This window comes from Flavobacterium beibuense (assembly GCF_004151245.1).
GTDB classification, from domain to species: Bacteria; Bacteroidota; Bacteroidia; order Flavobacteriales; family Flavobacteriaceae; genus Flavobacterium; species Flavobacterium beibuense_A.
Genome location: NZ_JUIW01000011.1, coordinates 118,426 through 141,530 on the forward strand (window position 1 = coordinate 118,426; position 23,105 = coordinate 141,530).

The window sequence follows — 23,105 nt, forward strand, 5'->3', positions numbered from 1 at the left end:
AGGCTACAACTTCTTCAACTGATTGTACAATTCCTCTTCTGCTCCCTGACTGTAACCATTATGTACATAAACCACTTTTTTGTTTTTTACAACAACCGTGTAAGGAACATTAACAATACCTAATGCTCTTTTTAAATCCTGATTAGTATCTAAAAGCACCTGATAAGGCCATTTTTTTCCGTTAAGTAAAGGCTTAACTCTTTTTTGCGTACGGCTATCGTCTACAGACACGGCAACAACTTCCATATCAAGCTCTTTAGACCACTGCGCATATTTTTCATTTATCGCGTCCAGCTCCTTAATACATGGAGCACACCATGTTGCCCAAAAAGAGAACACATATATCTTATCTTTTTCAGAAAAATCGTTTTTTACATTAAAGCTTTTATTATCAGCCGATTTAATAGTCACATTTGGCATTTCCTTTTGTGCATAAGCTGCACAACCAAGAAATAGAAATAACATTAGAATCTTTTTCATTCCGATTTGATTTTTATTAATTTACAGTTTTCCAGTCAGGTCGCAATATTAAAAATTTTTTAACAGTAATCAGAACTTTTTTTCTTAAAAAAACAAACCTAAACCCTACCAATTTAGTAGAGAAATAGCCTGATTACTAAACTTTTGACACTGTTTAAGCAACAATACTGTTAAAAATGATGCCAAATTATATTTTTTAATGATTTTTTTTTTGCCGTTAATATTTTTTACATACTTTCGGAAAAATTTTCCAAATTATTTTTTTGTTAAACAAATTATTAAATAGGAAACACTAACTTAAAACTACCATCATTACATGAAAAAAACTTTACTTTTAGGATTAATGCTTTTAGGGGCTTACTCTGCGAAAGCTCAGCAGTTCCCTACTTTCGAGGCAGAGGATATTAACGGAAACATGCATTCTGTACAGGATTATCTTGCAGAGGGCAAAACTGTTCTGTTAGATATTTCTGCAACATGGTGTGCACCATGCTGGAACTTCCATAATGCTCATACATTAGAGAAGATATATGAAACTTATGGCCCAGGAGGTTCTGATGAAGTTGTTGTTATATTCGTTGAAGGAGATCCTTGGACTCCTGCAAACAATCTTTACGGAGAAGGAACTTCAATAAACTACAGCCCGCCACGCCCACCAATTGGAGATTGGACAGAAGGTGTACCTTATCCTATCATTAACGATGATAACCTTATAAATGCGGTAGGATTAACAGGCTTCCCTTCTTTATACAGAATATGCCCGGACGGTACTTATGTACAAATACCAAACAGCCAGATGGGTAATATCCAAAACATCATAAACAGTATGAATGTTTGTGGTACTCTTACAGGTGCTTCAAATCACGCTAAAATAGAAAGTGAAGATTTAAGAGTTTGTGTTGCTAACAGTAATGCTGCTGCTTCAGCTTCTTTTACAAACTATGGTACAAATGCTATTACATCAGCTACATTTAACATTAAAAATAGTTCTAATGAAGTTGTAGCTACTAAAGAATATACTGGTAATGTTGCAACATATGCTTCTGCAACTGTAACATTTGATGATGCAGCATATGCTACAGGCGAATATACAGTAGAAATAGCAAGTATTAATGGTGCTGCTCCATACAGTGCGGCTAACAACAACTTCAATATTGTTGAAGCTAATGAAACTTCAATCAATGCAGTAGTAAAAGTTTACACAGACAATTATCCAAGTGAAGTTTCTTGGGCTATTAAAGACAGTAACGGTACAACTGTTGCCAACGGTGGTCCTTATCAACCAGGTGATGAGGATGAATATGGTGCAGGAGGACCAGATGCTAACACTACAAAAACTCATTATGTAGTATTACCGGAAGCTATTGACTGCTACTCTGTTGTAATGTATGATGGATTTGGTGACGGATGGATATATGGATCTACACAACACGGTATTGAAATTTTCAGCCATGATGGTACTGTTTCTATATTCCAAAAAATAGTTGGATCTCTTAATTTTGGTGATGAACTTACTACCGAGTCTGCATTCAAAACAAATGGTATCTTAGGAAATGAGACTTTTGAAACAGCTAAATTCTCAATATACCCTAACCCTACAAACGGTATACTTAACTTTGCTACACAAGAAGCAGTTAATGTATCAATTGTTGACCTAACAGGTAAGGTAGTGTTTACAGCATCAAACATTAACAATGGTGACTCAGTAAACTTAAGTTCTCTTCAGGCAGGTATGTACATTGCTAAAATAAAAGGTACAAGCACTGAAAGAATTGAGAAAGTTGTTATAAAATAATTTCTTAACAGAAATACACCTTATAAAAGCTATCGGGAATCTAACAGTTCCTGATAGCCTTTTTACTTAAAAAAAATAGCTTAAATGTTAAAATTACACAGATGAAAAAATTATTACTTTTAGCAGGATTACTTTGTTTAGGGTCAGTTAACGCTCAGATAACTGTAACTCATGAAGGAATACCTTTTGAGGATGGAGAAACTTTTACTTATAACACTCCGGGAACTGAGCTTCCTATCCTAATCAACAATACATCAACAACTGAAACGGTTTATGTAAAAATAAGAGTTGATGAGGTGCTTAACACAACTCTTGGTAATAATACCGGAGACAATTTACAGTTTTGTGTTTTAGAGATTTGTTACACAGGCGTAACAGCTGGTGTTAGCTATCCTCCTGGAGACATAGTAGCTCTTAACCCTAACACTTCAACCTCTGAAGCCGATCATTTTTATAGTTCTGACCCCGGAAATGGTGAAGGCCCTGTACAGTATTCATTTACTGTACTTGAAACAGACGAAAACGGAGATCCTCTAAATGAATTAGTATCTTTTACTTACATATATTCACCAACTGCTGGTGTTAATGATTTTGAAACTCTAAAAAATATGGGAATAACTGTAAACAATACAGTGATAAACAATTCCCTTAATATTGATGCAACAGTTAATGCTACATTACAAGTGTATGATATTAACGGTAAAGTTGTTAAAACAGCCTCTGTTGAAAACGGATCTCAGACAATCGATCTTTCATCTCTGAATTCAGCTGTTTATATCGCTAAGTTTATGACTGAAGACAAAAAGTCGACTCAAATAAAACTTGTAAAAAATTAATTTGAAAACCGGTATTTCCAATAGGTAGGTTTTGTAATATTTAAAACAGCAAATGAAACGCATACTATTCTCTTTTTTTTCAGTTCTTGCTTTAATATTAAGTTCATGTTCATCTGATTATTTAATATTAGATTCTATTGAAACACACATATTAACTGCCGACTTTTCGTCAAGAAAAATTGGAGACCCTATTACTTTTACAGTTAGGGACAAAGACGGAGAGGACATAACTTCTTTAAGCACCATCTTTATAGACGGAAATGCTATTGAAGGTTATACCTTTACTTCACAAACTGTAGGAAATTTTGAGGTTAAAGCTGAATATTTAGGTGTTTTATCAGACGATGTTACGGTATATTTTCATGACGGCTCTGAAATTAATTTCAAAAAACGCCTTCTTATTGAAGATTATACAGGTACATGGTGTGGCTTCTGCCCTAGGGTTGCCCATGCTATTGAACTTGTAAAAGAGCAGACAGAAAATTTTGTTGCTGTTGCTATACACAGATCAAGCCTAAACCCAGCAAGTGCTAATTACGACCCATATACCTATGATAGTAGTGAACTTGAAAATTTACTTGGAGCTGCCGGATATCCTAAAGGATACCTTAACAGGTTTACAAAATGGCGAGCACTGGAAACTAACAATATTGCCCAGGCCGTAAACCTTACCCAGGGAGAAAACCCTAAGCTTGGACTGGCATTAAGCTCTACTGTTGATAACGGAAATATAAACATTGATGTTAAGGTTAAGTTTGGTAAAGACTTTAGCGGACTTAAATTAGTAGTGTATGTTCTTGAAAACGGACTTATACATGAGCAGCATAACTACACTACTTATTATGGCGGTGCTGATATACTAGAGGATTTTGAACATAACCATGTTTTAAGAGAATGTATTACTCCATTACTTGGCGAAAATATAGAAACTTCTCAAACCTATTTAGCAAATGTTTATACTAAATCATTTAATGTTACTGTACCAGCTACGGTTGAAAATGCAGCAAACATTGAGTTTGTAGCTTTTGTTACAGATGAAAACGGCAATTCGCTTAACGTAAGAAGTGCATTACCGGGTGTTGTTCAGGAATTTGAAGAGTTATAAAAAATATTTTATACTTTTAAAGCCTCCCAAACGGGAGGCTTTTTTATTTCTATCATTATGAACCGACGTAATTTTATATCAGCAACCGGAAAAGCCGGAATAGCAACCGGTCTGGCAGGAAACATTATTCCTTCACTATTCAGCCTATTTGAAAACCCTGAAGAAAAACCCTTCTTTAAATTATCTTTGGCACAATGGTCGCTGCATAAGGCTATACAGGAAACCAAAACACTTTCTAACCTGGATTTTGCAAAAAAGGCTAAAGAATTAGGTTTTGAAGGTATAGAATATGTTTCCCAGCTTTATCAGCTTGATGAAAGCAATCAAAAAGCCTCACTGGCAAAACTGGTTAGGGAGCTAAAACTTAGAAGCAATGACCAGGGAATAAAGAATGTATTGATAATGGTAGATAATGAAGGTGAACTGGCTGCTGCTGATAAAAAAGAACGCGACCAGGCCGTTTCTAATCATTCAAAATGGGTAGATGCAGCTGCCGAACTGGGTTGCCACTCCATAAGGGTAAATCTTTTTGGCACCGGAACAGAGCATGACTTTCATAAATGGCAGGCCGCCTCTTACGACGGCTTAAGTCAACTTTCACGTTATGCTTCTAAAAGTGGCGTTAATATTATAGTTGAAAATCACGGTGGCTTATCATCCGACGCAGAAAAACTTATACAGGTAATACGATCCATCAATAAAAGGAACTGTGGCCTGTTACCTGACTTTGGTAACTTTTGTGTAAAAAGAAAAAATGGCGAGCGTTGGGGTTCCCCATGCATAGAAGAATACGACCGCTATAAGGGAACACTCGAAATGATGCCTTTTGCTTATGGCGTTAGCGCCAAATCTTATGATTTTGATGAAAAAGGCGATGAGACTACCATAGACTATTACAGGATGCTTAAAATTGTGAAAGACGCAGGCTATAATGGTTTTATTGGTGTAGAATATGAAGGCAACAGATTAAGTGAAGAAGAGGGAATCCTGGCAACCAAAGCTCTTTTGCTTAAAGCCGCAAATCAGTTGAAATAAGAAGTATATTCTTCGGGCAGCCCGTTAAGCTTTTTAATTTTTACATCCTTAAAATACGTTTCGGCAGCTTCGCTCTGTAACTGGATTTTTCCTTTTGTAAGCGGAAAGCTTTCGCCATTTTCCACATAACGCGAGTTTTGCAGTACCATCACTACTTTTCCGTTAACTATATGCAGGCTTTTATCGCCATAACAAACAAGCTCAAGCTCTGTCCACTCTCCGTCAGGACTTTCATTGTTTTCGCTTCTAAGGCAAAACCCTCCATATTGAGAACCCGTACCCATAGGCAAAAAAGACTGATTATTTCCTGCAACAGCATTCATCATACCTTCAGGCAAAAAAGCTCTTATGTCTATGGCAGAATTGGCTATATTCCAATAATCTCCCATATGTCCTTCCATTATCTGAAATTCCTGCGAAAGCATCCATGCTCTCCAGTAATCCTTTCCGGCATCTCCAGCAGAATGATATAATATGCCTGAATCTTTTAATTTGTCTTCACGGGGAATCCATTTCTTATCGCCCCACTTCACTTTTACCTTTAAATGATAGTTTTCAAATTCCTCTTTGGTAAACACACAGCCATATCGCTCTCCGCTAACCCTTAAAACAGGCTCACCATTCTCCTCTATCATGGTAAATACACCTTCCGGATCATTGTTATAACCCAAAGGCTGTATGGTATCGCCATTAGCATTTACAGGAAGGCTGCCATTATATTCATTTGTGTGCTTATAGCTTAGGTATTTTCCCCATTGCGACATATCCTTATCAAAAAGATTTGTCCATCCTTCTTCCTGCTGCTTTCCACAACTTATAAAACAGATGGCGCAAAAACAGAAGTAAACAGTAGTAAGAATAGCTCTAAACATGTAAGATAGATTTTACAAAACGCGAAATATAGTTTTTATTTTCAACATAATCTACGCTAAAACAATCATATCGTTATACTTAATTTGCAAATAGCAGCTATAACTATTATTTTTATGCCTTCATATTTTTTGATTATGCGTTATGTAATAGCTTTTTTTCTGCCTTGGCTTTCTCTGTTTTTGCAGGGTAAAATACTCTCGGGTATAGTGTGCCTTATACTCCAGATAACCATAATAGGGTGGCTTCCTGCCTTTATATGGGCCTTTACCTCTTTAAACAGAATGTATGCCGACAGAAGAACGCGCAAAATTATAGCAGCAATGCCTAAACGATAAGCAACCGTAAGCTTATCTTTGTACCGATATTATCCCCTTACCTCAGGGATCAATATATTTCTTTAACTATCATCTATTAATAAAAACAATGAAAAAAGTAATTTTCGCCTTATGTTTCTGCCTGGCAGCTATCGCTAGTGTCCGTGCACAGGAACTTAAATCTCCTAACGGAAATTTTACGCTCAGATTTTCGCTTGAAAAAGACGGAACCCCTTCTTACTCACTAACCTATAAAGGAAAAGATGTAATAAAACCAAGTAAACTGGGATTTGAGCTTAAAAAAGAAGAAAAATCATTACTTAATGATTTTACCGTTACCAACACAAAAACCTCAACTTTTGATGAAAACTGGACTCCTGTTTGGGGCGAAGTAAAAGCTATAAGAAACCATTATAACGAACTTGCCATATCACTTAACCAAAAAGGTACCGACAGAGAAATGGTTATCCGCTTCAGACTGTTTGATGACGGACTGGGTTTCAGGTATGAATTCCCCCAGCAAAAAAACCTTGTATACTTTGTAATAAAAGAGGAAAGAACACAATTTGCAATGGCAGGTGACCATACGGCTTACTGGATTCCGGGAGATTATGATACTCAGGAATATGATTATACAACATCAAAGCTTAGTGAAATAAGAGGCCTGATGGAAAAATCGATTACTGCTAATGTTTCACAGACTTCTTTTTCTCCTACAGGTGTACAAACGTCGCTTATGATGAAAAGTGCAGACGGTATTTACATCAACCTGCATGAAGCAGCACTTATAGACTATGCCTGTATGCATCTTAACCTGAATGACAAAAACATGACTTTTGAATCATGGTTAACTCCGGATGCTAAAGGCGATAAAGGTTATATGCAGGCTCCGCGCAGCACACCTTGGCGTACAGTAATTGTTAGTGATGATGCGCGCGATATATTAGCCTCTAAAATGACCTTAAACCTTAACGACCCTTGTAAAATAGACGATACTTCATGGATTAAACCTGTAAAATACATAGGTGTGTGGTGGGAAATGATTACCGGTAAAAGTACATGGGCTTATACAGATGATTTCCCTTCTGTACAGCTTGGCGTTACTGATTATGCCAAAGCTACCCCTAACGGAAAACACGGAGCAAATACAGCTCACGTAAAAGAATATATTGACTTTGCCGCTAAACACGGTTTTGATGCAGTACTTGTAGAAGGATGGAACGTTGGCTGGGAAGACTGGTTTGGCCATTCTAAAGACTACGTTTTTGATTTTGTAACTCCTTACCCTGATTTTGATGTGGAAGGAATAAGGGATTATGCCAAATCAAAAGGTATAAAAATGATTATGCACCATGAAACCTCATCCTCTGTACGCAACTATGAGCGCCATATGGATGCTGCCTACAAGTTTATGAAAGATAACGGCTATGACGCCGTAAAAAGCGGTTATGTAGGCAATATATTACCAAGAGGCGAAAATCACTACAGCCAATGGATTGTAAACCACTATCAGTATGCAATAGAAAAAGCAGCACAATATAAAATAATGGTAAATGCTCACGAGGCTGTAAGGCCTACAGGTATTTGCCGTACCTACCCTAACCTTATTGGTAACGAATCGGCGAGAGGAACAGAATATCAGGCATTTGGCGGAAGCAAGCCTAACCATGTTACCTTACTTCCTTTTACACGCCTTATTGGCGGGCCAATGGATTATACTCCGGGTATATTTGAAATGGAAATAAGCAAATTCAGCCCTAACAATAACTCACATGTAAACAGTACACTGGCAAATCAGCTTGCGTTATATGTTACAATGTACAGTCCTCTACAAATGGCTGCCGACATGCCGGAACATTACAATCAGTTCCTGGATGCATTCCAGTTCATTAAAGATGTTCCTGTAGAGTGGGATGACAGCAAATACCTTGAAGCAGAGCCTGGCCAGTATATTACTGCTGCCCGTAAGGAAAAAGGCACTAACAACTGGTTTGTGGGTAGTGTAGGCGGATATGATGCACGTACATCTAACATTAAGCTTGACTTCCTTGATAAAGGGAAAACCTATATAGCTACTGTTTATGCAGATGCCAATAACGCACATTACAAAACCAACCCACAGGCTTATTTTATCTACAAAGGTATCGTAACCAACAAATCAAAACTGTCTCAGTTTGTGGCGCCCGGTGGTGGTTATGCAGTTAGTATAGTAGAAGCTACAAAAGTTGAAACTAAAGGTTTAGACAAATTGTAATAAAGTACATTTATATATAAAGAAAAGCCCTTTCAGACTGAAAGGGCTTTTTTATTACCATCTTTTCTTGTTACGGATCTCTTTTATTTCCTGCAATAATTTTAAGTTATCCTCTGTGCGCGGTTCCATTTGCTGCAAAAGGAGTTCTGCCTTCTCTAAATTAGGCTTTGCCCTTTTAACATCTATAGGTTCCAGTAGTTGGTATAATGAAAGATAAAACTCATAATAGTTGGGGTAATACTTAACCCCCGTTTCATAAAGCCTTATGGCATGGTAGTTATATCCGCTGGCAAGGTATCGCGAAGCCATACCGTTTATCTCAGCAATTTCAGGGGCGTAAAAATAATCCCGCAGCATAGATGCCTTAAGCATCTTCTCTTCTTCCTCTTTTACTGTTAGGGGTTTTTCTATAATCTTATATTCCCTGTCAACTTTTGCTATAGAAGCAAACCTGGCACTGAAATTAAAGAAAGCCTTAGTAAAAAACGTAGGGCCTGCTGTTATAGGCACAGCATTATGAGTGGAGTCATCGGCCTCAAAAAGGTTTACTGCCTTAAAAAAGGAAGGGTACTTAGCTTTTAGCTCATCATATTTTTTCCTGTGGTTATAGTCCTTTACCTCAGCTATACTTCCTATTGAAATAAAGATATCCGATTTATTTATCCCCTCATTCTTATCCATTGCTGTAACCAGCTTTTCTAAACTGTCATAAGGGGAATGAGCCATTACTGCCGAATAAAACTCCGGCGCATGGAAATAGGAATACAACGCAAAAGAAGCCGAAAAAGAATGTCCCACTATCACCCTGTAGTTGCCCGGATGATATTGTTTAATTTCTTCGTTAATCTCTTCGGTTATAAAAGTATGAAGGGGCAATATTGCTTCAAGATTATCTATTCCGCATTCCTGTATACGGTCTGTTAACGGAATTACCACGATAATAGCCTGTGGTATCTCATGCGTATACTGTAAATACTCTATATCGTTAAGCATTGGGTTAACAAACCATTCATGCTGTCCGTCCAGCACGTATATTACCGGCAGACGTACTGACTCAGAACCATATTTATACTGTGCCGGTGTTTTTACATAAATACTCCTCTCCCCTTTAAAGGCTTCGGAATAAAATGTAAGCGTATCTGTTTGTTGTCCAAACCCGGAAACAGAAAAAAACAGTACTAAAAATGCTATCAGTCTAAATTTCATACGTTAGCTATTTGTCGGCTAAAAATTCCTCTATCAGCTCAACGGTTAATTTGTATTCGTTGCTAGCCTTATTTACAGAGCACACTTCGCCTATATACTCCCCATGTGCTCCCGGCAAAACGGTTAACTGTGCATCGGCCAGTAAACGTGATAATGCCATGGCATGTTCGGTTATTATTACATCCTTATCCGCATTAATAACAAGGGCAGGTACTTTTACAGCTTTAATCATTTCTTCCGGTATATCCTTAAAATTAAGCATACGTTCCACATCCCTGTCAAAAGAAACCTGTAGTGCTGCCTTATCAGGATTCACCTGTAGAAAAGCCTCCTTCAATTGTGCAGGCATCATATCTATAGTTACCTGTTTCATTCCTTCAAAAAAACCGGGAATCAAGCCGGCCCTGCTGTAAGCCGCCGAACATAATATCAGCTTGTCTACAACTTCCGGATGGCGAATGGCAATCTGTAACGCGGTAGTCCCTCCGTTACTAAAACCCATAACAGTTGCTTTTGCAATGGCCAGTTGTTGTAGCAGTGCCACTACATCGTCGGCATCCTGCTCAAAGCTAAGGGGCACTCCCCTGTCTTTAGTCCGTCCGTGTGCCTGAAGCTCCACAGCTATTACTTTATGTTTTTTGGCAAATTGTGACAAGACATTCCCATAAGTGGAATTAATGGTGGAACCGCCTCCGTGAATTAACACGAGCGGACTCCCACTGCCTTGTATTTCATAATACATTTCCAGTCCGTTAACGGTTGCAAATTGTCCCTGATTGGTTTGTGAACTCATTTTAGTAAATAATAACGATACCATCAAAATTAATAAATAAGTAATACGACTCATACACTTCTTTTTTTCTTAACAAATGTAACTTTCTCTATTTTAACAAAAGAGGTGGTAACAGGTCAATAAAAAGGGGTAATCGGGTCATCAAAAAGAATAACAGACATGAAAGTTACATTAGTAGCTGTGTAGTACCTTCCTTTTAATAAGATAGAATTTGAGCAATATGTAATCGTAAAGCAAAGCTAATACCAGACCCGAACTTGCTATAAAAAGTACTTTCAGTTTTAAGTAATAGTAAACAAAACCACCTACTATCCCTCCGGCAAAGAAACATACTATAATAGCCACTTTTAAATAAATACTTTTTTTAAGGGCAAAGTTCTCATTGGTCTTTCTGTAAAACAATAGCTGAGACAATTCGATACCCAAGTCTGTAAACACCCCTGTTAAGTGTGTCGTTCTTACGACTGATTGTGACACCTTGGTTACCAAAGCATTTTGCAATCCCATCGCAAACAGAAGAATACAAGCTATGACATTAGGCTGATTAAAATGCAAAGTAGCCACCAAAACCAAAAGAATAATTTCAAGCAGAATAGGAACAACATAGGAGAGGTTTTCTCTTTTGCGGACAATATTCTCACTTATAAGATTGGAACAAAAAGCACCGGCAAGAAAACTTACCAGAAACCAAAGGTAAATAACCGCATTTGAAAACTCTTCGCTCACAAAAGTCCTTGAAAAGAAAGCAAAATGTCCTGTTACATTTGTTGTAAGGACATTTACCGATAATAGTCCTACTATGTTTACGATTCCAGCCACAAAAGATAAAACAGATGCTAACCTGAGGTTATGCCCATACGACCTTCTTTTACCTTTATGACGAAACATTTATTTCTAATTTTTGCAGAATAAAAATAGTCTTTTCAAAGCATTATTTTAACATTCATTACATATAAAGTTTCTATCTATCCCTATAAAGTTAAGCACTAAAACACGATTATTACTCTTCTTTTAATTCGTCTATAACCTTTCTTATCTCCCTTGCATATTTACCATAGTAATAATATACCCATAGTTCAAGCATTACACCCATCATTAAAACTGACCCTACTATAGTTACAAACATGACTATTATAAAAGAGCTGTCTATATTATTCATATCTACCCCTGATTCCTGATAAAAGGAATAGTACATAAAACCTATTAAGAACAACACAAGGAAAGGTGTTAGGGCAAAACCAAAAGTTTTGTACAGTTCCATATTAAGGCGTATATCAAAATAAGTTTCATACAGGCTGTCTTTGGTTTTAAGAGCAACGGCATTTAACCGTTTATAAAACAAAAACAATTTTACCAGATAATAAATACTAACTGCTGTAAACAGGCTGTACAAAAGATAAAACAACATGTATGTTTCTTTAGGAAACCCATAAATAACCGGTGTAAAGGCTAAAAACACAATAGCCAGTGCCTGATAGATAAACTCCCTTTTTAAATTCTTTTTAATCTTATCCAACGGCGTATTTGCCGATTGTATTTTTTCTAAGTTATCGGGTAAAACGACATTATCTGTCTTTTCGTTATCCCAAGCTGATTGTATATCGTTAAAATCCATATCCCTGATTTTTAATAATTTCTTTTAATTTTTCTTTTGCCCTGTTTAGCTTTACTCTCGCATTCCCTTCAGAAATACCAAGGTTCTCTCCAATTTCCTTATGCGAAAACCCTTCAAGCTGATAAAAAATAATGGCTTTATCTATTTTGTCCAGTTTTTGAACCGCCCTGTAAAAATGCTCTAACTGATCCTCTTTAACTCCTGAGTCCCCTTCATCATCCTTAACATCCTTCTGCACCATATCATATTTATCAACCTTTCTCTTTTCCTTTTTTAAAAAGACAATGGATGTATTAATGGCAACCCTGTACATCCAGGTTGAAAACTGACTTTTTCCCATAAAGGTATCGTAGGCTTTCCATAGCTGACAGACAATTTCCTGAAACAAATCCTGCTGATCGAGAGGATTATCCATATACATTTTAGAAACTTTATATAAAATTCCTTTATGGCTTTCGACCTTTGCTAAAAATTCCTGTTCCTTCTGTTTCAAAATACTACTATTTCAGTATTGGTTTCACGCTATAGCCTGCTTTTCTCAATAAATTTATAACACCGTTTTCTCCCGGTAAATGACCCGCACCTACAGCAAAAAACACTGGCTGTGCCTTCATTAGCTCCGGCATTTTTACTACCCAGTTTTTATTCCTGTTATCAAGCATTATGGTTTTTGCATTTGTATCCATAAACTTCTCATCAGTAACCATTTCATATAAACCATTAAGGTTTTCTTCTTTGTATATGGCAACCATTTCATCAAAAAAAGATGAATTATAATACTTTAATTGTTCTATAAACTCCTTATCGGTATAAGATTGCTGAAACCCAGTAACCTGAACCTCTACTTTTTCAAGACCAAGTATTTCCTGGTGCTTTGCCATTGCCTGCTGTATAAACTCTACCTCATACATTTTTGGCGGACAGTTAAGGCTTTTAAACATTACCGCACTCATAATGCCCACCAGAGTATAATTCTCAAACTGGCTAGCCCCTGTACCAATTTCCTTCTGTAAAAAGCTGTTTAAGGCGGCATAATCCTCTTTGCTTAACCTTTCGCTAAGGGGTTTGCCAGAAGTAGTCATCTTTTGCATAGCCATCAGTTCGGCAGGATCATCAAAATCAAGCTCCAGAGCCAGCTTATCTGTATTTTCAAGAGCTTTCTTCACTTTTTCCTTAACCACAAAGTCATCTTCACACATCATGTGCATGGTACCATACAAATAAGATGGTTTACTAAGTCCGTTCCCGGTTATCTCCCATAAAAGGGAATTCTCTAATTTTTGCGATTTGTCCTGTGCCTTTACTGTTACCGATAAAAACAATATTACTAATGCCGCTGCTAATTTGATTAATTTTTTCATTTTTTGATTGATTTAAGTTTTTTGATTAAAATGATGATTAAACTCCTGTTATTTCTTAAAACAGTTTGTAACGGTTGGTGTTAGCCCTTTCATTAAGAAAATCACAGAAAAAAGAAAAAGAAGTAAATTGAAGTCTTTTACAAAAACGAAATGGCTAACTAATGTATAGCTTATACCTCCCGCTGCAAAAAACACCAAAACATAATCTATTATACTTTTTAGTGTTAATCCTGAATGTAACTGATTTTTCATAATTGTTTCGATTAGCTGTTTATGTAGGGTAAGTAATGAGAATATCGAAACGTTACAGAAAAAATGTTTTTTTATGTAAAAAAATAAAAAAACTCTGTACTTATAAGGGATTTAAAAGCTTCAGAGGAGAAAAGATTTGAATACAATCTCAAAAACATAAGTGTTAATCATACAGATTACTTTAGTCATTATGGGCAAAGGAATTGATTATCTTTGGATTCTGTCAAAAAAAGGATCTTTTAGATTTTCCGAAACAAAATCGTTCATAATCCAAAAACAATAACCTGATAACAGCAAATGAAAATCTTTTATCACATATTCCTAATTCTAGCTTTTACAAGCTGTCAAACCCAAAACTCCATACCCAAAGAAGTATCTGAATACCTAACAGAAACCATTAACCTACTCGAACAAAAATCAGTAAACAGAAATGAAATTGACTGGAATGAATTTAGAATTGATATTTTTCAAAAAGCAGGAAATGCAAAAAACATTAAGGACACCTACCCTGCTATAAGTTATGCTGTATCAAAACTTAATGATAGTCATAGCTATTTTAAACCCGTGACAGAAACTGAAGCAGATTCGGAAAACAAGCCTTTGCCAATATTATCTGATGAAATCACTCCCGAAGACATTGGATACATCAGAATACCTTTTTGTATCGGAACAGAAAGCGATTACGATGTCTATATTGCAAAAATCAGAGAGAAAATAGAGGCAGAGTCTAATAAAGAGCTTAAAGGATGGATACTTGACTTAAGAGATAATTTTGGAGGTAATATGTGGCCAATGTTACTTTCAATAGAACCATTAATAGGAAATGGAACTTTAGGTTATTTTGCAGATGCTGATAACAAATATGAGGCCTGGAAGTTAATTGAAGGAAAAGCTTATATAGATGACCAACTTATTATTGAAACAAATATTCATTTCAAAAAAGATTTAAGTAATGCGTTTTTAGCGGTATTAACCGATGGCCAAACAGCAAGTTCAGGCGAAGCAATTGCTGTAGCTTTTAAATTCAGAGAAAATTCAAAATCATTTGGCAAGCCTACTTTTGGGGTTTCAACCGGATGTATTTCACATGAATTGTCGGATGGCTCTACAATAAATCTGACCGAAACCATATTTGCAGACAGGAAAAAAACAAAATATGGCTCAAGTATAATTCCTGATTTTGAAGTTGAAGAAGACCAGGCATTAAAAGCCGGAATTGAATGGATTTATAAAATGAATAAATAATTGCTTTTCTGACATAGCGCTGAAAATTGATATTTAAAGATAAGGACAAATGAGAAACAACAGTCAATAGAAATGACTACAACAACCTATATTTTGACTACACCGATAAATTAAGATATAAAGAACTTTGTCATAATAATTTTAAACAAATAAGTTATGTCAAGTAAAATTGCAATAGTAACCGGTGGCAGCCGTGGCTTAGGCAGGGATATGGTCATCAATTTAGCCAAAAATGGGAATAATATTATTTTTACCTATCATAGTAATAAATCTGAGGCGGATAAGGTAGTAGCAGAAGTGTTATCATTAGGCCAAAAAGCCTTTGCCTGCCAATTAGATGTGAGCGCAATTAAAACCTTTGATACTTTTGTTGATACAATAAGCAAGCATCTGCAAGCCCATGAAGGATCACCAAATTTTGATTTTTTAGTTAACAACGCCGGTACAGGAGTATATGGCTCTGTTACACAAACTTCTGAAGAAGCTTTTGATACCATGATGAATGTTCATTTTAAAGGTGTCTATTTTTTAACTCAAAAGCTTTTGCCTTTACTAAATGACGGAGGAAGAATCATCAATATTTCATCAGGATTAACAAGAGTTTCTTTTCCTAATGTATCGGCTTATGCCAGCATGAAAGGAGCTATAGAAACTTACACCAGATGCCTCGCTAAAGAATTAGGGCCAAGAAAAATTACTGCAAATACTATTGCCCCTGGTGCCATAGCCACCGATTTTGGCGGAGGCTCAAATAAATCAGATGAAAATAAAAGAGCTGTAATAGCTAATCTTACTGCATTAGGCCGAGTTGGCGAACCCGAAGATATAGGCGGTGTAGTTGCCTTTTTATGCTCTCCTGAAGCCGGGTGGATTAACGCACAGCGAATTGAGCTATCCGGAGGTATGATGATATAATTATTTTATAATTTTGAGTAATGAGCCAACATCCGGTACATAGAGTCAAATCAATCGCTGAGTTCCACAGGATGAAGGGCTTGCCCTCACCTCAACATCCTTTAATCAGCTTATTTGACTATGGAGCCTTTCAGTGCTCCAAAGAGATAAACCACAAAAATTTTGTATTTGATTTTTATCATATTTCCATAAAACGAAGTATTGGCGCCAAATTTAAATACGGTCAAAATCACTACGATTTTGATGATGGCGTGATGTTTTTTATAGCTCCTAACCAGGTTTTCGGGATTGAAAAGATTGAAGAAATTGCCACAGCTAAAAGTGGATGGGTGTTAATGATACACCCCGATTTTTTATGGGGTACCTTACTGGCAAAAAACATCAGCCGATATGAGTTTTTTGATTATGCAGTTAATGAAGCGTTGTTTCTTTCTGAAAAGGAAGAAACGACACTTACCACTATTGTTAAAAACATTGAACAGGAATACAATGCTAATTTGGATAAGTTTAGTCAAAGCATAATCATTTCTCAAATAGAGACTTTACTAAATTACTCCGACCGCTTCTATCAAAGGCAATTTTTAACCCGTAAAGCCTCTAATCATAAAATCTTAGAAAATGTAGAGAAGACTATCGAAGATTATTTTGATAATGAAGATGCAAACGGTCTGCCTACAGTTCAATATATTGCCCAGTCTCTCAATATATCTCCCATGTATTTAAGCAACTTATTAAAATCTCTAACCGGGTTAACAACACAACAGCATATTCACGAGAAATTAATAGAAAAAGCAAAAGAAAAATTATCTACAACTGAATTAACTGTTTCGGAAATCGCTTTTGAACTGGGGTTCGAACACAGTCAGAGCTTTTCAAAATTATTTAAGAACAAAACAAATGTATCTCCTTTAAAGTTTAGAAGTGCTTTTAATCAGTAAGTTTATAATACTAATTGTTTAAATAAAAAATATTTTTCTTTACTACTAAACCTGTTACAACAAATTCGATACTATGAAAAGATTCGCTCTAATTTTTCTTTTTTCATTTTTACTTTCTCCAAAAAGTTTTTCACAGGTATGTGGTGGTGGCATACTTACGTTCAATATTTACACTTTGAATGGTGAAGATATAAAAGAATTTGACTATGAAATATTCCCTGTTTCCAGAGAACTTCTTCAAAAAAACTACTACGATAAGCTAACAATAAAAACATATAAAGATTGTCCGGAATATTCGCTTTTTAAAGATGTTCAAAAAAGCGGCAGCATAATTGGTAAAATATTCGTAGATCAGATTATTGACAATAATGATCCTAAACTCAATGCTAAGCTGCAAAAGCTATTAGATACATCTGCAATCGCACAAAAAGGGACTATTAAATCTACCTTGTTATTTACCACAAGGGAAAACGAAAGTTTTCCTATTGTATTAAAAATATCAAATGGTGAAAGGGTGGTTTACATACTCGGAAATTATTTTGGGAATTGCGACCGGGAGGCTTCATTGGTTTGGGGAGATAAGGTGCTAAAATTAGAATAAGATGAGAAATATAAGCTTTTTAATTTTTGTGTGCTTTATTCTCACATTCTGTAATAACAAAACACAGAACAACATCCGGATGAATGAAATCACTACTGACTCTGTGACTAAATCACCAGTGCCTGAAATCATAGCGGATACATTGGCAAAAATTAGCAGCCCTTTTATATTAAATGGAACTAAATGTTATTGGGAACATAAACTCATAAGTGGTGAAGAAATCATTATAAAACTCTTCGATTATAAGACAGACAAGTTACTTTTAAAACATCACGATATTTACCCTCCGCTAAACTACAATGCAAAAAATTACTTTGACAATATAAATAATGAGAGTTTGGTAGATGTGAATTTTGACGGCTACACCGATATCTTATTAAAAATTTATTCGGGCAGTATGGCTATGAATGATAGAGTGTACGTGTATCTCTTTAATCATAAAGAAGGAAAATATACCTCAGCGGAATACTTAGAAGCTAACCGAATAGAACTAATTGACAAGAAAAATAGAAAGCTTATTACGAGCAATGAATACCGATACGGAACAGATAGTATTATTCATCACTTTGATAAAGTCGGAAAAGTTGAATTCACAGATGAATTTTCTCATTATCGCATTTTAGAAGATACTACCTGGATAGAATATAAAACTTACAAGAAAATTGTAAACGGAGAGACCATTAATGAAAGAACTCAAAGTGATACCATAAAATGGGAATAAGCCCCCGAAGAGTGGTGAGCCAGCAAGATATTTTGACTTAGTCTTTTTTTTAACTATGAGCTATGACCGCAATGACAGAACCGAAAGTATCAATACCTGTGCAACACCTTTCTTTTAATGACATAGAATTTAAGTAGTATATAATCGTAAAGCAAAGCTAGTAGCAGAGCTAAGCTTGCAATTAAAAGTACTTTCAGCTTTAAGTAATAGTAAGCAAAACCACCTGCTATTCCTCCGGCAAAGAAACACAGTATAATAGCCAACTTTAAATAGATACTCCTTTTTAGTGTAAAGTTCTCATTGGCTGTTTTGTAAAACAAAAGCTGAGAAAGTTCTATACCCAGATCTGTAAATATTCCTGTTAAGTGTGTTGTCCTTACAACCGACTGCGATACTCTCGTTACCAAAGCATTTTGCAACCCCATTGCGAACAATAGAATACAGGCTAAAACATCAGGTTTATTAAAATGCAAAGTAGCCACTAAAACCAAAAGAATAATTTCAAGCAGGATGGGAACAACATAAGAAAGGTTCTCCCTTATGCGGACAATAGTCTCACTTATAAGATTGGAACAAAAAGCACCCGCAAGAAAACTTACCAGAAACCAAAGATAAATAACGGCATTTGAAAACTCTTCGCTTACAAAAGTGCTTGAGAAGAAAGCAAAATGCCCGGTTACATTTGTAGTAAGAACATTTACCGACAACAGGCCTACAATGTTTACAATCCCTGCCACAAAAGATAAGATAGATGCCAACCTTAGGTTATGCCCATACGACCTTCTTTTACCTTTATGACGAAACATTTATTTGATGATTTTCTAGAATAAAGATACTCATTTCCTGCGCAATCTTTTATTCAATGTTTGAAGCCTTTGGAATATAGTTGATCTCTAAAAGTGCATGCCTGAAAGAGCATGCTCTTGGCACAATACAAAAACAAATCCTGAACGGCGTACCGAAAGGTTTTGTTTAGACCTTAGAAAGCATTTGACTTGCTTAATAATTAAATCAAAGGAATGTATAATAGAACAGGCTGCATATAGCAGCCTGTCTTGATTATGGGTTATTCCATTCGTAAACAATATGAATTGGAATAGTTTGCCAGCCTTCGGAAGTAAACAATATCTTATCTACATTTAAATGCAGTTTTCTTTCATTATAGTGCCCTCCGGTTAGATAACCAAATTCTTCTTCCCTTTCGGGAGTACCGCTTGTTATCACGCTAACATCACCTGTACTTTCATCAACCAGAATCTTAGAATAATATAAGCTCTGGTTGACAAAACATTGCTGATATGGTTCTGACTCAGAATATACCTGTGAATTCGAAACGTCAAAAATTATTTCTAATCTATCTGAACTTTCATGATATTCTACACTTGCATCATACAACTGTAATGGGTATACGACCTGGCAATCCATTTCCTCAAACAGGTCGGTATTATATATATTGTCAAAATTTAAGTCCAGCGGCTCTTCAGAATACATCTCTTTTAAAACATACCTACCCTCCATATAGAATAGATATTCATTTGAAACAGCTCTTCCATCGTCATTTTTATCACAACTGAATAGTAGCAAGAGAATAATAGCTAAGTAAAGAAATTTATTCATAATACAAATTATTGGACTTTAACTGGCCTTGTAGAGATTATACACTTACCCAGATTGTATTAGTCTGTAAATCCTCAACTTCATTCATCAAACTTTCTCTTATTTTCAGGAAATCCTAATTCTTTTTTAAAATTATAGAATTCATTTTCCAACTTTCCATTTTCAGAATGAACGCTTATATTTAATGTAGAATCACTATTATACAAATGGTAGTAGCTCCCTGCATTGGTAGACACTTGTTCTGATACTTTACCCATTAATAAATTTTCCATAAATAAAGACAAAATCCTCTTTTTATTATCATTTAATAAAATATCTTCCTTAAGTCCAATAGGTTTAGTTTCCAACTCGTAGTAGTACTGTATGGAATCACAATTAAATCGAAATCTTTTATATTCTAACCTGTAATTCCTGTATGAATCTACATATACTTTGAAGTTATCGGAAGGTCCACCAAACTCACCACAATCATCAATCATTACTTCAAGATATAATGTGTCATTTTTTACATCTCCTCTCGCATAATTAGGGAAAAACAACTCTTGAGGACTTTCTTTTGTTTCAACTCTATCTGATTGTTTATTCCTTGTATCACATGAAATCAAGCATGATAGCAGACTTATAAAAATGATATATTTCATTTCGATTATTAGATTGATGATATAAAATTATTTTTTATAGTTCTAACCTTTGCTGACATAAGACTCCTCTAGCCGACTTAACGAATATAAACAAAAAAGTTATGTAAAAGTAAATTAACGAGATTTAGAAAACTTACATAAAAACAAAAACCCCTGTAAATACAGGGGTTTAAAAGTTGCAGAGAGGAAGGGATTCGAACCCTCGATGCCCTTTTGGAGCATACACACTTTCCAGGCGTGCGCCTTCGACCACTCGGCCACCTCTCTAAATTATTGAGGCTGCAAAAATAGCACTAAATAGCAGATATCAAAAATTATTGCGACAATTCTCCGCAAAGTGAGGTTTCAAAAGCCGTTTTAAAATCGGCAGGAGCAACTTTCTTACCCAAAAGGTACATCAGTTTTGTAATAGCGGCTTCGGTAGTAATATCGGCTCCCGATATAACACCTATCTCCTTAAGCTGTGTACTGGTTTCATAATGCCCCATGTTTACGCTACCTCCCGAACACTGTGTTACATTAACCACATGAAGCCCTTTGTCTATGGCTTCCTTAAGTATGTTTATAAACCAGTCTTCCGTTGGTGCATTACCCGACCCATAGGTTTCCAACACTACGCCTTTAAGTCCGGCGATATTAAGAATGGAAGAAAGTACCCTTTCGCTTATGCCCGGGAACATTTTTATGATAACCACATTATCATCAAGCTCATAATGCACAGTAAACTCTTTATCGGTATCTGCCCTAAGCAAAAGCTCTTTATTAAGCTTTAAATGCACCCCCGATTCTGCCAGTGCAGGATAGTTAGGAGAAGTAAAGGCATTAAAATGCTCGGCACTTATTTTTGTGGTTCGGTTACCCCTATAAAGCTTGTATTCAAAATACAGGCAAACTTCCCTTACCCCGGGATGGTTATTATGCCTTAACGAAGCGATTTGGATAGCCGTAATAAGGTTTTCTTTGGCATCTGTACGCAAATCACCTATCGGCAGTTGCGAGCCCGTAAACACCACAGGTTTATTTAAACCTTCCAGCATAAAGCTTAACGCTGAAGCGGAGTAAGACATGGTATCTGACCCGTGAAGGATTACAAAGCCGTCAAAATCGTCATAATGCTCTTCTATCATCTTTGCCATTACAGCCCATTGGGAAGGATCCATGTTAGAAGAGTCTATAGGAGTATCAAAAGACACCGTTTCTATGTTACAGTCCAGCTGCTTAAGTTCGGGTATCCTTTGTAATAGTTTCTTAAAGTTGAATGCCTTTAGTACACCGGTATCAAAATCCTTTACCATACCAATGGTACCCCCGGTATATATAAGCAGGATAGTAGGTTTAGATTGCATTTTGGTATTTCATTTTGTTAACCACCGGATTGGCATACATGGCCAGGAATCCGTCCCTTAAAACTTTGTTCTCGTTATCAATTCGCATTTCAAGGCGTCTTTCAAAAAGCAGCTTTTCCTTTTCGGTATAATGCTTGGAAAAACGTGTGGTATCATGCAACAGGTCGTAAGCTATAAAATTAGTAGGCCACAACTTGTAGGTAGTAAGTATAGAATCGTCTATTACCTGTGCAAGTGCCTGTATCTGTTTGTTCTGATTATCAAATTCGGCAGCTATCTCATCAAGCTCGTTTGTAAGTATATCGCCTACATGTATGTGTATCCTTTTTTTCTGCCCCATAATACCGCTTAACAGCGTCATGAAATCTTCATTTTTCTCTTTAATGTAAATTTCATCGTTAGCCTTAGCCATAAGCTGCGGCATTTTTAGCGCATCGGTAGGGTCATACTCATAAGAAATGGAAACCGGTACTATTTTAAGCTTTTTAAAATAAACCATCAGGTTTTCCTCGTCCGATGCCATCGCAAGCATTTTTAAAACACCCTGCTGTGTGGCATCATCACCGTCTTTTGTACGTCCTTCACGCTGTGCGATCCAAACCGAACGGTTTTCACGCGTAAGCAGCTGACAAATGTATTCAGACATCAGCTTAGAGCTTTGAAGCAGTTCTCTTGGCGACAGGCCACGCTGTACCAAAAAGTTACGGTTAAGCCTTGACAGAACGTGTAAAAATGCTTTTTGCACCAGGTTATCACCTATGGCAGAGGCAGTCATTACCAGTCCATGGTCATAAAGTGATACATTGATAAGTGAGGTATCTAAGATAATATCCCTGTGGTTTGAAATAAAAAGGTACGGCGTATGCGGTTCCAGTTTTTCGAACCCTGAAGTGGTAAGGCCTTCTGAGCTTTTTTGCAGGACTTTTTGTACTGCCTGATAGATAAAGTTTATCTGAAAATCTCTTTTTGAGTGGGTCTTCAACAGTTGATCAACCCAAACAGACTCTTCTACATCAGGAAAGGTAAAGCTCATAAGCGCTTTCATCATTGGGTGATGGACTACGCTTTTAATGGCGTCATTCACCTCTGTATCATAAAAAGGCCTGATATGGTCAAATTTCGACATGTACTTCTCTAGGGTTAAAACAATTCACAAATGAAC

Annotated in this window: 24 protein-coding genes and 1 tRNA gene; 11 read left to right on the top strand and 14 right to left on the bottom strand. The window is 36.2% G+C overall.

The genetic code is table 11. The annotated features are described in order from the left end of the window. Positions 1–3: 3 nt before the first annotated feature. Positions 4–480, bottom strand: coding sequence for a TlpA family protein disulfide reductase (locus NU09_RS15280; RefSeq protein WP_129752176.1), 477 nt, complete (start codon positions 478–480; stop codon positions 4–6). 316 nt (positions 481–796) lie between these two features. On the opposite strand from NU09_RS15280, the gene NU09_RS15285 reads away from it, so the two are divergent. The 4 genes from NU09_RS15285 to NU09_RS15300 all read left to right on the top strand — a co-directional run bounded on the left by NU09_RS15285 (position 797) and on the right by NU09_RS15300 (position 5,251). Beyond that, a complete protein-coding gene (locus NU09_RS15285; protein WP_129752177.1) occupies positions 797–2,275 on the top strand; it encodes a T9SS type A sorting domain-containing protein in 1,479 nt (492 codons plus the stop codon). 101 nt (positions 2,276–2,376) lie between these two features. Continuing rightward, the gene (locus NU09_RS15290; protein WP_129752178.1) at positions 2,377–3,111 is read left to right on the top strand and encodes a T9SS type A sorting domain-containing protein; all 735 of its coding nucleotides are present in this window, start codon (positions 2,377–2,379) and stop codon (positions 3,109–3,111) included. Positions 3,112–3,163: 52 nt separating this feature from the next. Further along, complete coding sequence (locus NU09_RS15295) at positions 3,164–4,216, top strand: Omp28-related outer membrane protein (protein WP_129752179.1); 1,053 nt, start codon at positions 3,164–3,166, stop codon at positions 4,214–4,216. A 57-nt stretch (positions 4,217–4,273) separates the two neighbouring features. Beyond that, positions 4,274–5,251, top strand: a complete 978-nt coding sequence (locus tag NU09_RS15300; protein ID WP_129752180.1) for a sugar phosphate isomerase/epimerase family protein — start codon at positions 4,274–4,276, stop codon at positions 5,249–5,251. On the opposite strand, the gene NU09_RS15305 is transcribed toward NU09_RS15300, so the two are convergent. Next, positions 5,239–6,123: a DUF1080 domain-containing protein gene (locus NU09_RS15305; protein WP_129752181.1), complete on the bottom strand. Its 885-nt coding sequence runs from the start codon at positions 6,121–6,123 to the stop codon at positions 5,239–5,241. The genes NU09_RS15300 and NU09_RS15305 overlap by 13 nt on opposite strands. A gap of 114 nt (positions 6,124–6,237) precedes the next feature. Here NU09_RS15305 and NU09_RS15310 point away from each other — a divergent pair, with 114 nt between their 5' ends. Both NU09_RS15310 and NU09_RS15315 read left to right on the top strand, forming a co-directional pair. Further along, positions 6,238–6,459, top strand: coding sequence for a YqaE/Pmp3 family membrane protein (locus NU09_RS15310; protein WP_317125781.1), 222 nt, complete (start codon positions 6,238–6,240; stop codon positions 6,457–6,459). Between the two features lie 88 nt (positions 6,460–6,547). Next, positions 6,548–8,692: a glycoside hydrolase family 97 protein gene (locus tag NU09_RS15315; RefSeq protein WP_129752182.1), complete on the top strand. Its 2,145-nt coding sequence runs from the start codon at positions 6,548–6,550 to the stop codon at positions 8,690–8,692. Positions 8,693–8,746: 54 nt separating this feature from the next. Here NU09_RS15315 and NU09_RS15320 read toward each other — a convergent pair whose 3' ends face one another. The 6 genes from NU09_RS15320 to NU09_RS15345 form a co-directional block, all read right to left on the bottom strand. Beyond that, a complete protein-coding gene (locus NU09_RS15320) occupies positions 8,747–9,898 on the bottom strand; it encodes an alpha/beta hydrolase-fold protein (RefSeq protein ID WP_129752183.1) in 1,152 nt (383 codons plus the stop codon). Between the two features lie 7 nt (positions 9,899–9,905). Further along, the gene (locus tag NU09_RS15325; RefSeq protein WP_129752184.1) at positions 9,906–10,745 is read right to left on the bottom strand and encodes an alpha/beta fold hydrolase; all 840 of its coding nucleotides are present in this window, start codon (positions 10,743–10,745) and stop codon (positions 9,906–9,908) included. Positions 10,746–10,862: 117 nt separating this feature from the next. Continuing rightward, complete coding sequence (locus NU09_RS15330; protein WP_129752185.1) at positions 10,863–11,579, bottom strand: YoaK family protein; 717 nt, start codon at positions 11,577–11,579, stop codon at positions 10,863–10,865. Positions 11,580–11,691: 112 nt separating this feature from the next. Next, on the bottom strand, positions 11,692–12,306 hold the full coding sequence (locus tag NU09_RS15335) for a hypothetical protein (RefSeq protein ID WP_129752186.1): 615 nt from the start codon (positions 12,304–12,306) through the stop codon (positions 11,692–11,694). Continuing rightward, on the bottom strand, positions 12,296–12,799 hold the full coding sequence (locus tag NU09_RS15340; protein WP_129752187.1) for an RNA polymerase sigma factor: 504 nt from the start codon (positions 12,797–12,799) through the stop codon (positions 12,296–12,298). Before NU09_RS15340 ends, NU09_RS15335 begins: the two co-directional genes overlap by 11 nt. Before the next feature lie 7 nt (positions 12,800–12,806). Beyond that, complete coding sequence (locus NU09_RS15345; RefSeq protein WP_129752188.1) at positions 12,807–13,667, bottom strand: TraB/GumN family protein; 861 nt, start codon at positions 13,665–13,667, stop codon at positions 12,807–12,809. Between the two features lie 549 nt (positions 13,668–14,216). Here NU09_RS15345 and NU09_RS15350 point away from each other — a divergent pair. The 5 genes from NU09_RS15350 to NU09_RS15370 all read left to right on the top strand — a co-directional run bounded on the left by NU09_RS15350 (position 14,217) and on the right by NU09_RS15370 (position 18,339). Further along, the gene (locus NU09_RS15350) at positions 14,217–15,164 is read left to right on the top strand and encodes a S41 family peptidase (RefSeq protein WP_129752189.1); all 948 of its coding nucleotides are present in this window, start codon (positions 14,217–14,219) and stop codon (positions 15,162–15,164) included. A 156-nt stretch (positions 15,165–15,320) separates the two neighbouring features. Continuing rightward, complete coding sequence (locus NU09_RS15355) at positions 15,321–16,079, top strand: SDR family oxidoreductase (RefSeq protein WP_129752190.1); 759 nt, start codon at positions 15,321–15,323, stop codon at positions 16,077–16,079. Positions 16,080–16,099: 20 nt separating this feature from the next. Next, positions 16,100–17,017 (top strand): helix-turn-helix domain-containing protein, encoded by a 918-nt coding sequence (locus tag NU09_RS15360; protein WP_129752191.1) that lies wholly within the window; start codon positions 16,100–16,102, stop codon positions 17,015–17,017. A gap of 73 nt (positions 17,018–17,090) precedes the next feature. Then, on the top strand, positions 17,091–17,618 hold the full coding sequence (locus NU09_RS15365; RefSeq protein ID WP_129752192.1) for a hypothetical protein: 528 nt from the start codon (positions 17,091–17,093) through the stop codon (positions 17,616–17,618). 79 nt (positions 17,619–17,697) lie between these two features. Then, a complete protein-coding gene (locus NU09_RS15370) occupies positions 17,698–18,339 on the top strand; it encodes an XAC2610-related protein (protein WP_129752193.1) in 642 nt (213 codons plus the stop codon). Positions 18,340–18,428: 89 nt separating this feature from the next. On the opposite strand, the gene NU09_RS15375 is transcribed toward NU09_RS15370, so the two are convergent. The 6 genes from NU09_RS15375 to NU09_RS15400 form a co-directional block, all read right to left on the bottom strand. Continuing rightward, positions 18,429–19,145, bottom strand: coding sequence for a YoaK family protein (locus tag NU09_RS15375; RefSeq protein ID WP_129752194.1), 717 nt, complete (start codon positions 19,143–19,145; stop codon positions 18,429–18,431). A 253-nt stretch (positions 19,146–19,398) separates the two neighbouring features. After that, positions 19,399–19,923 (bottom strand): hypothetical protein, encoded by a 525-nt coding sequence (locus NU09_RS15380; protein WP_129752195.1) that lies wholly within the window; start codon positions 19,921–19,923, stop codon positions 19,399–19,401. 113 nt (positions 19,924–20,036) lie between these two features. Further along, entirely contained in the window at positions 20,037–20,597 is a 561-nt protein-coding gene (locus tag NU09_RS15385) for a hypothetical protein (protein ID WP_129752196.1), read from the bottom strand. A 179-nt stretch (positions 20,598–20,776) separates the two neighbouring features. Further along, positions 20,777–20,864, bottom strand: a tRNA-Ser gene (locus NU09_RS15390). A 47-nt stretch (positions 20,865–20,911) separates the two neighbouring features. Then, on the bottom strand, positions 20,912–21,943 hold the full coding sequence (locus tag NU09_RS15395; RefSeq protein ID WP_129752197.1) for an asparaginase: 1,032 nt from the start codon (positions 21,941–21,943) through the stop codon (positions 20,912–20,914). Beyond that, a complete protein-coding gene (locus tag NU09_RS15400; protein ID WP_129752198.1) occupies positions 21,933–23,069 on the bottom strand; it encodes a 1-acyl-sn-glycerol-3-phosphate acyltransferase in 1,137 nt (378 codons plus the stop codon). Before NU09_RS15400 ends, NU09_RS15395 begins: the two co-directional genes overlap by 11 nt. Positions 23,070–23,105 lie beyond the last annotated feature (36 nt).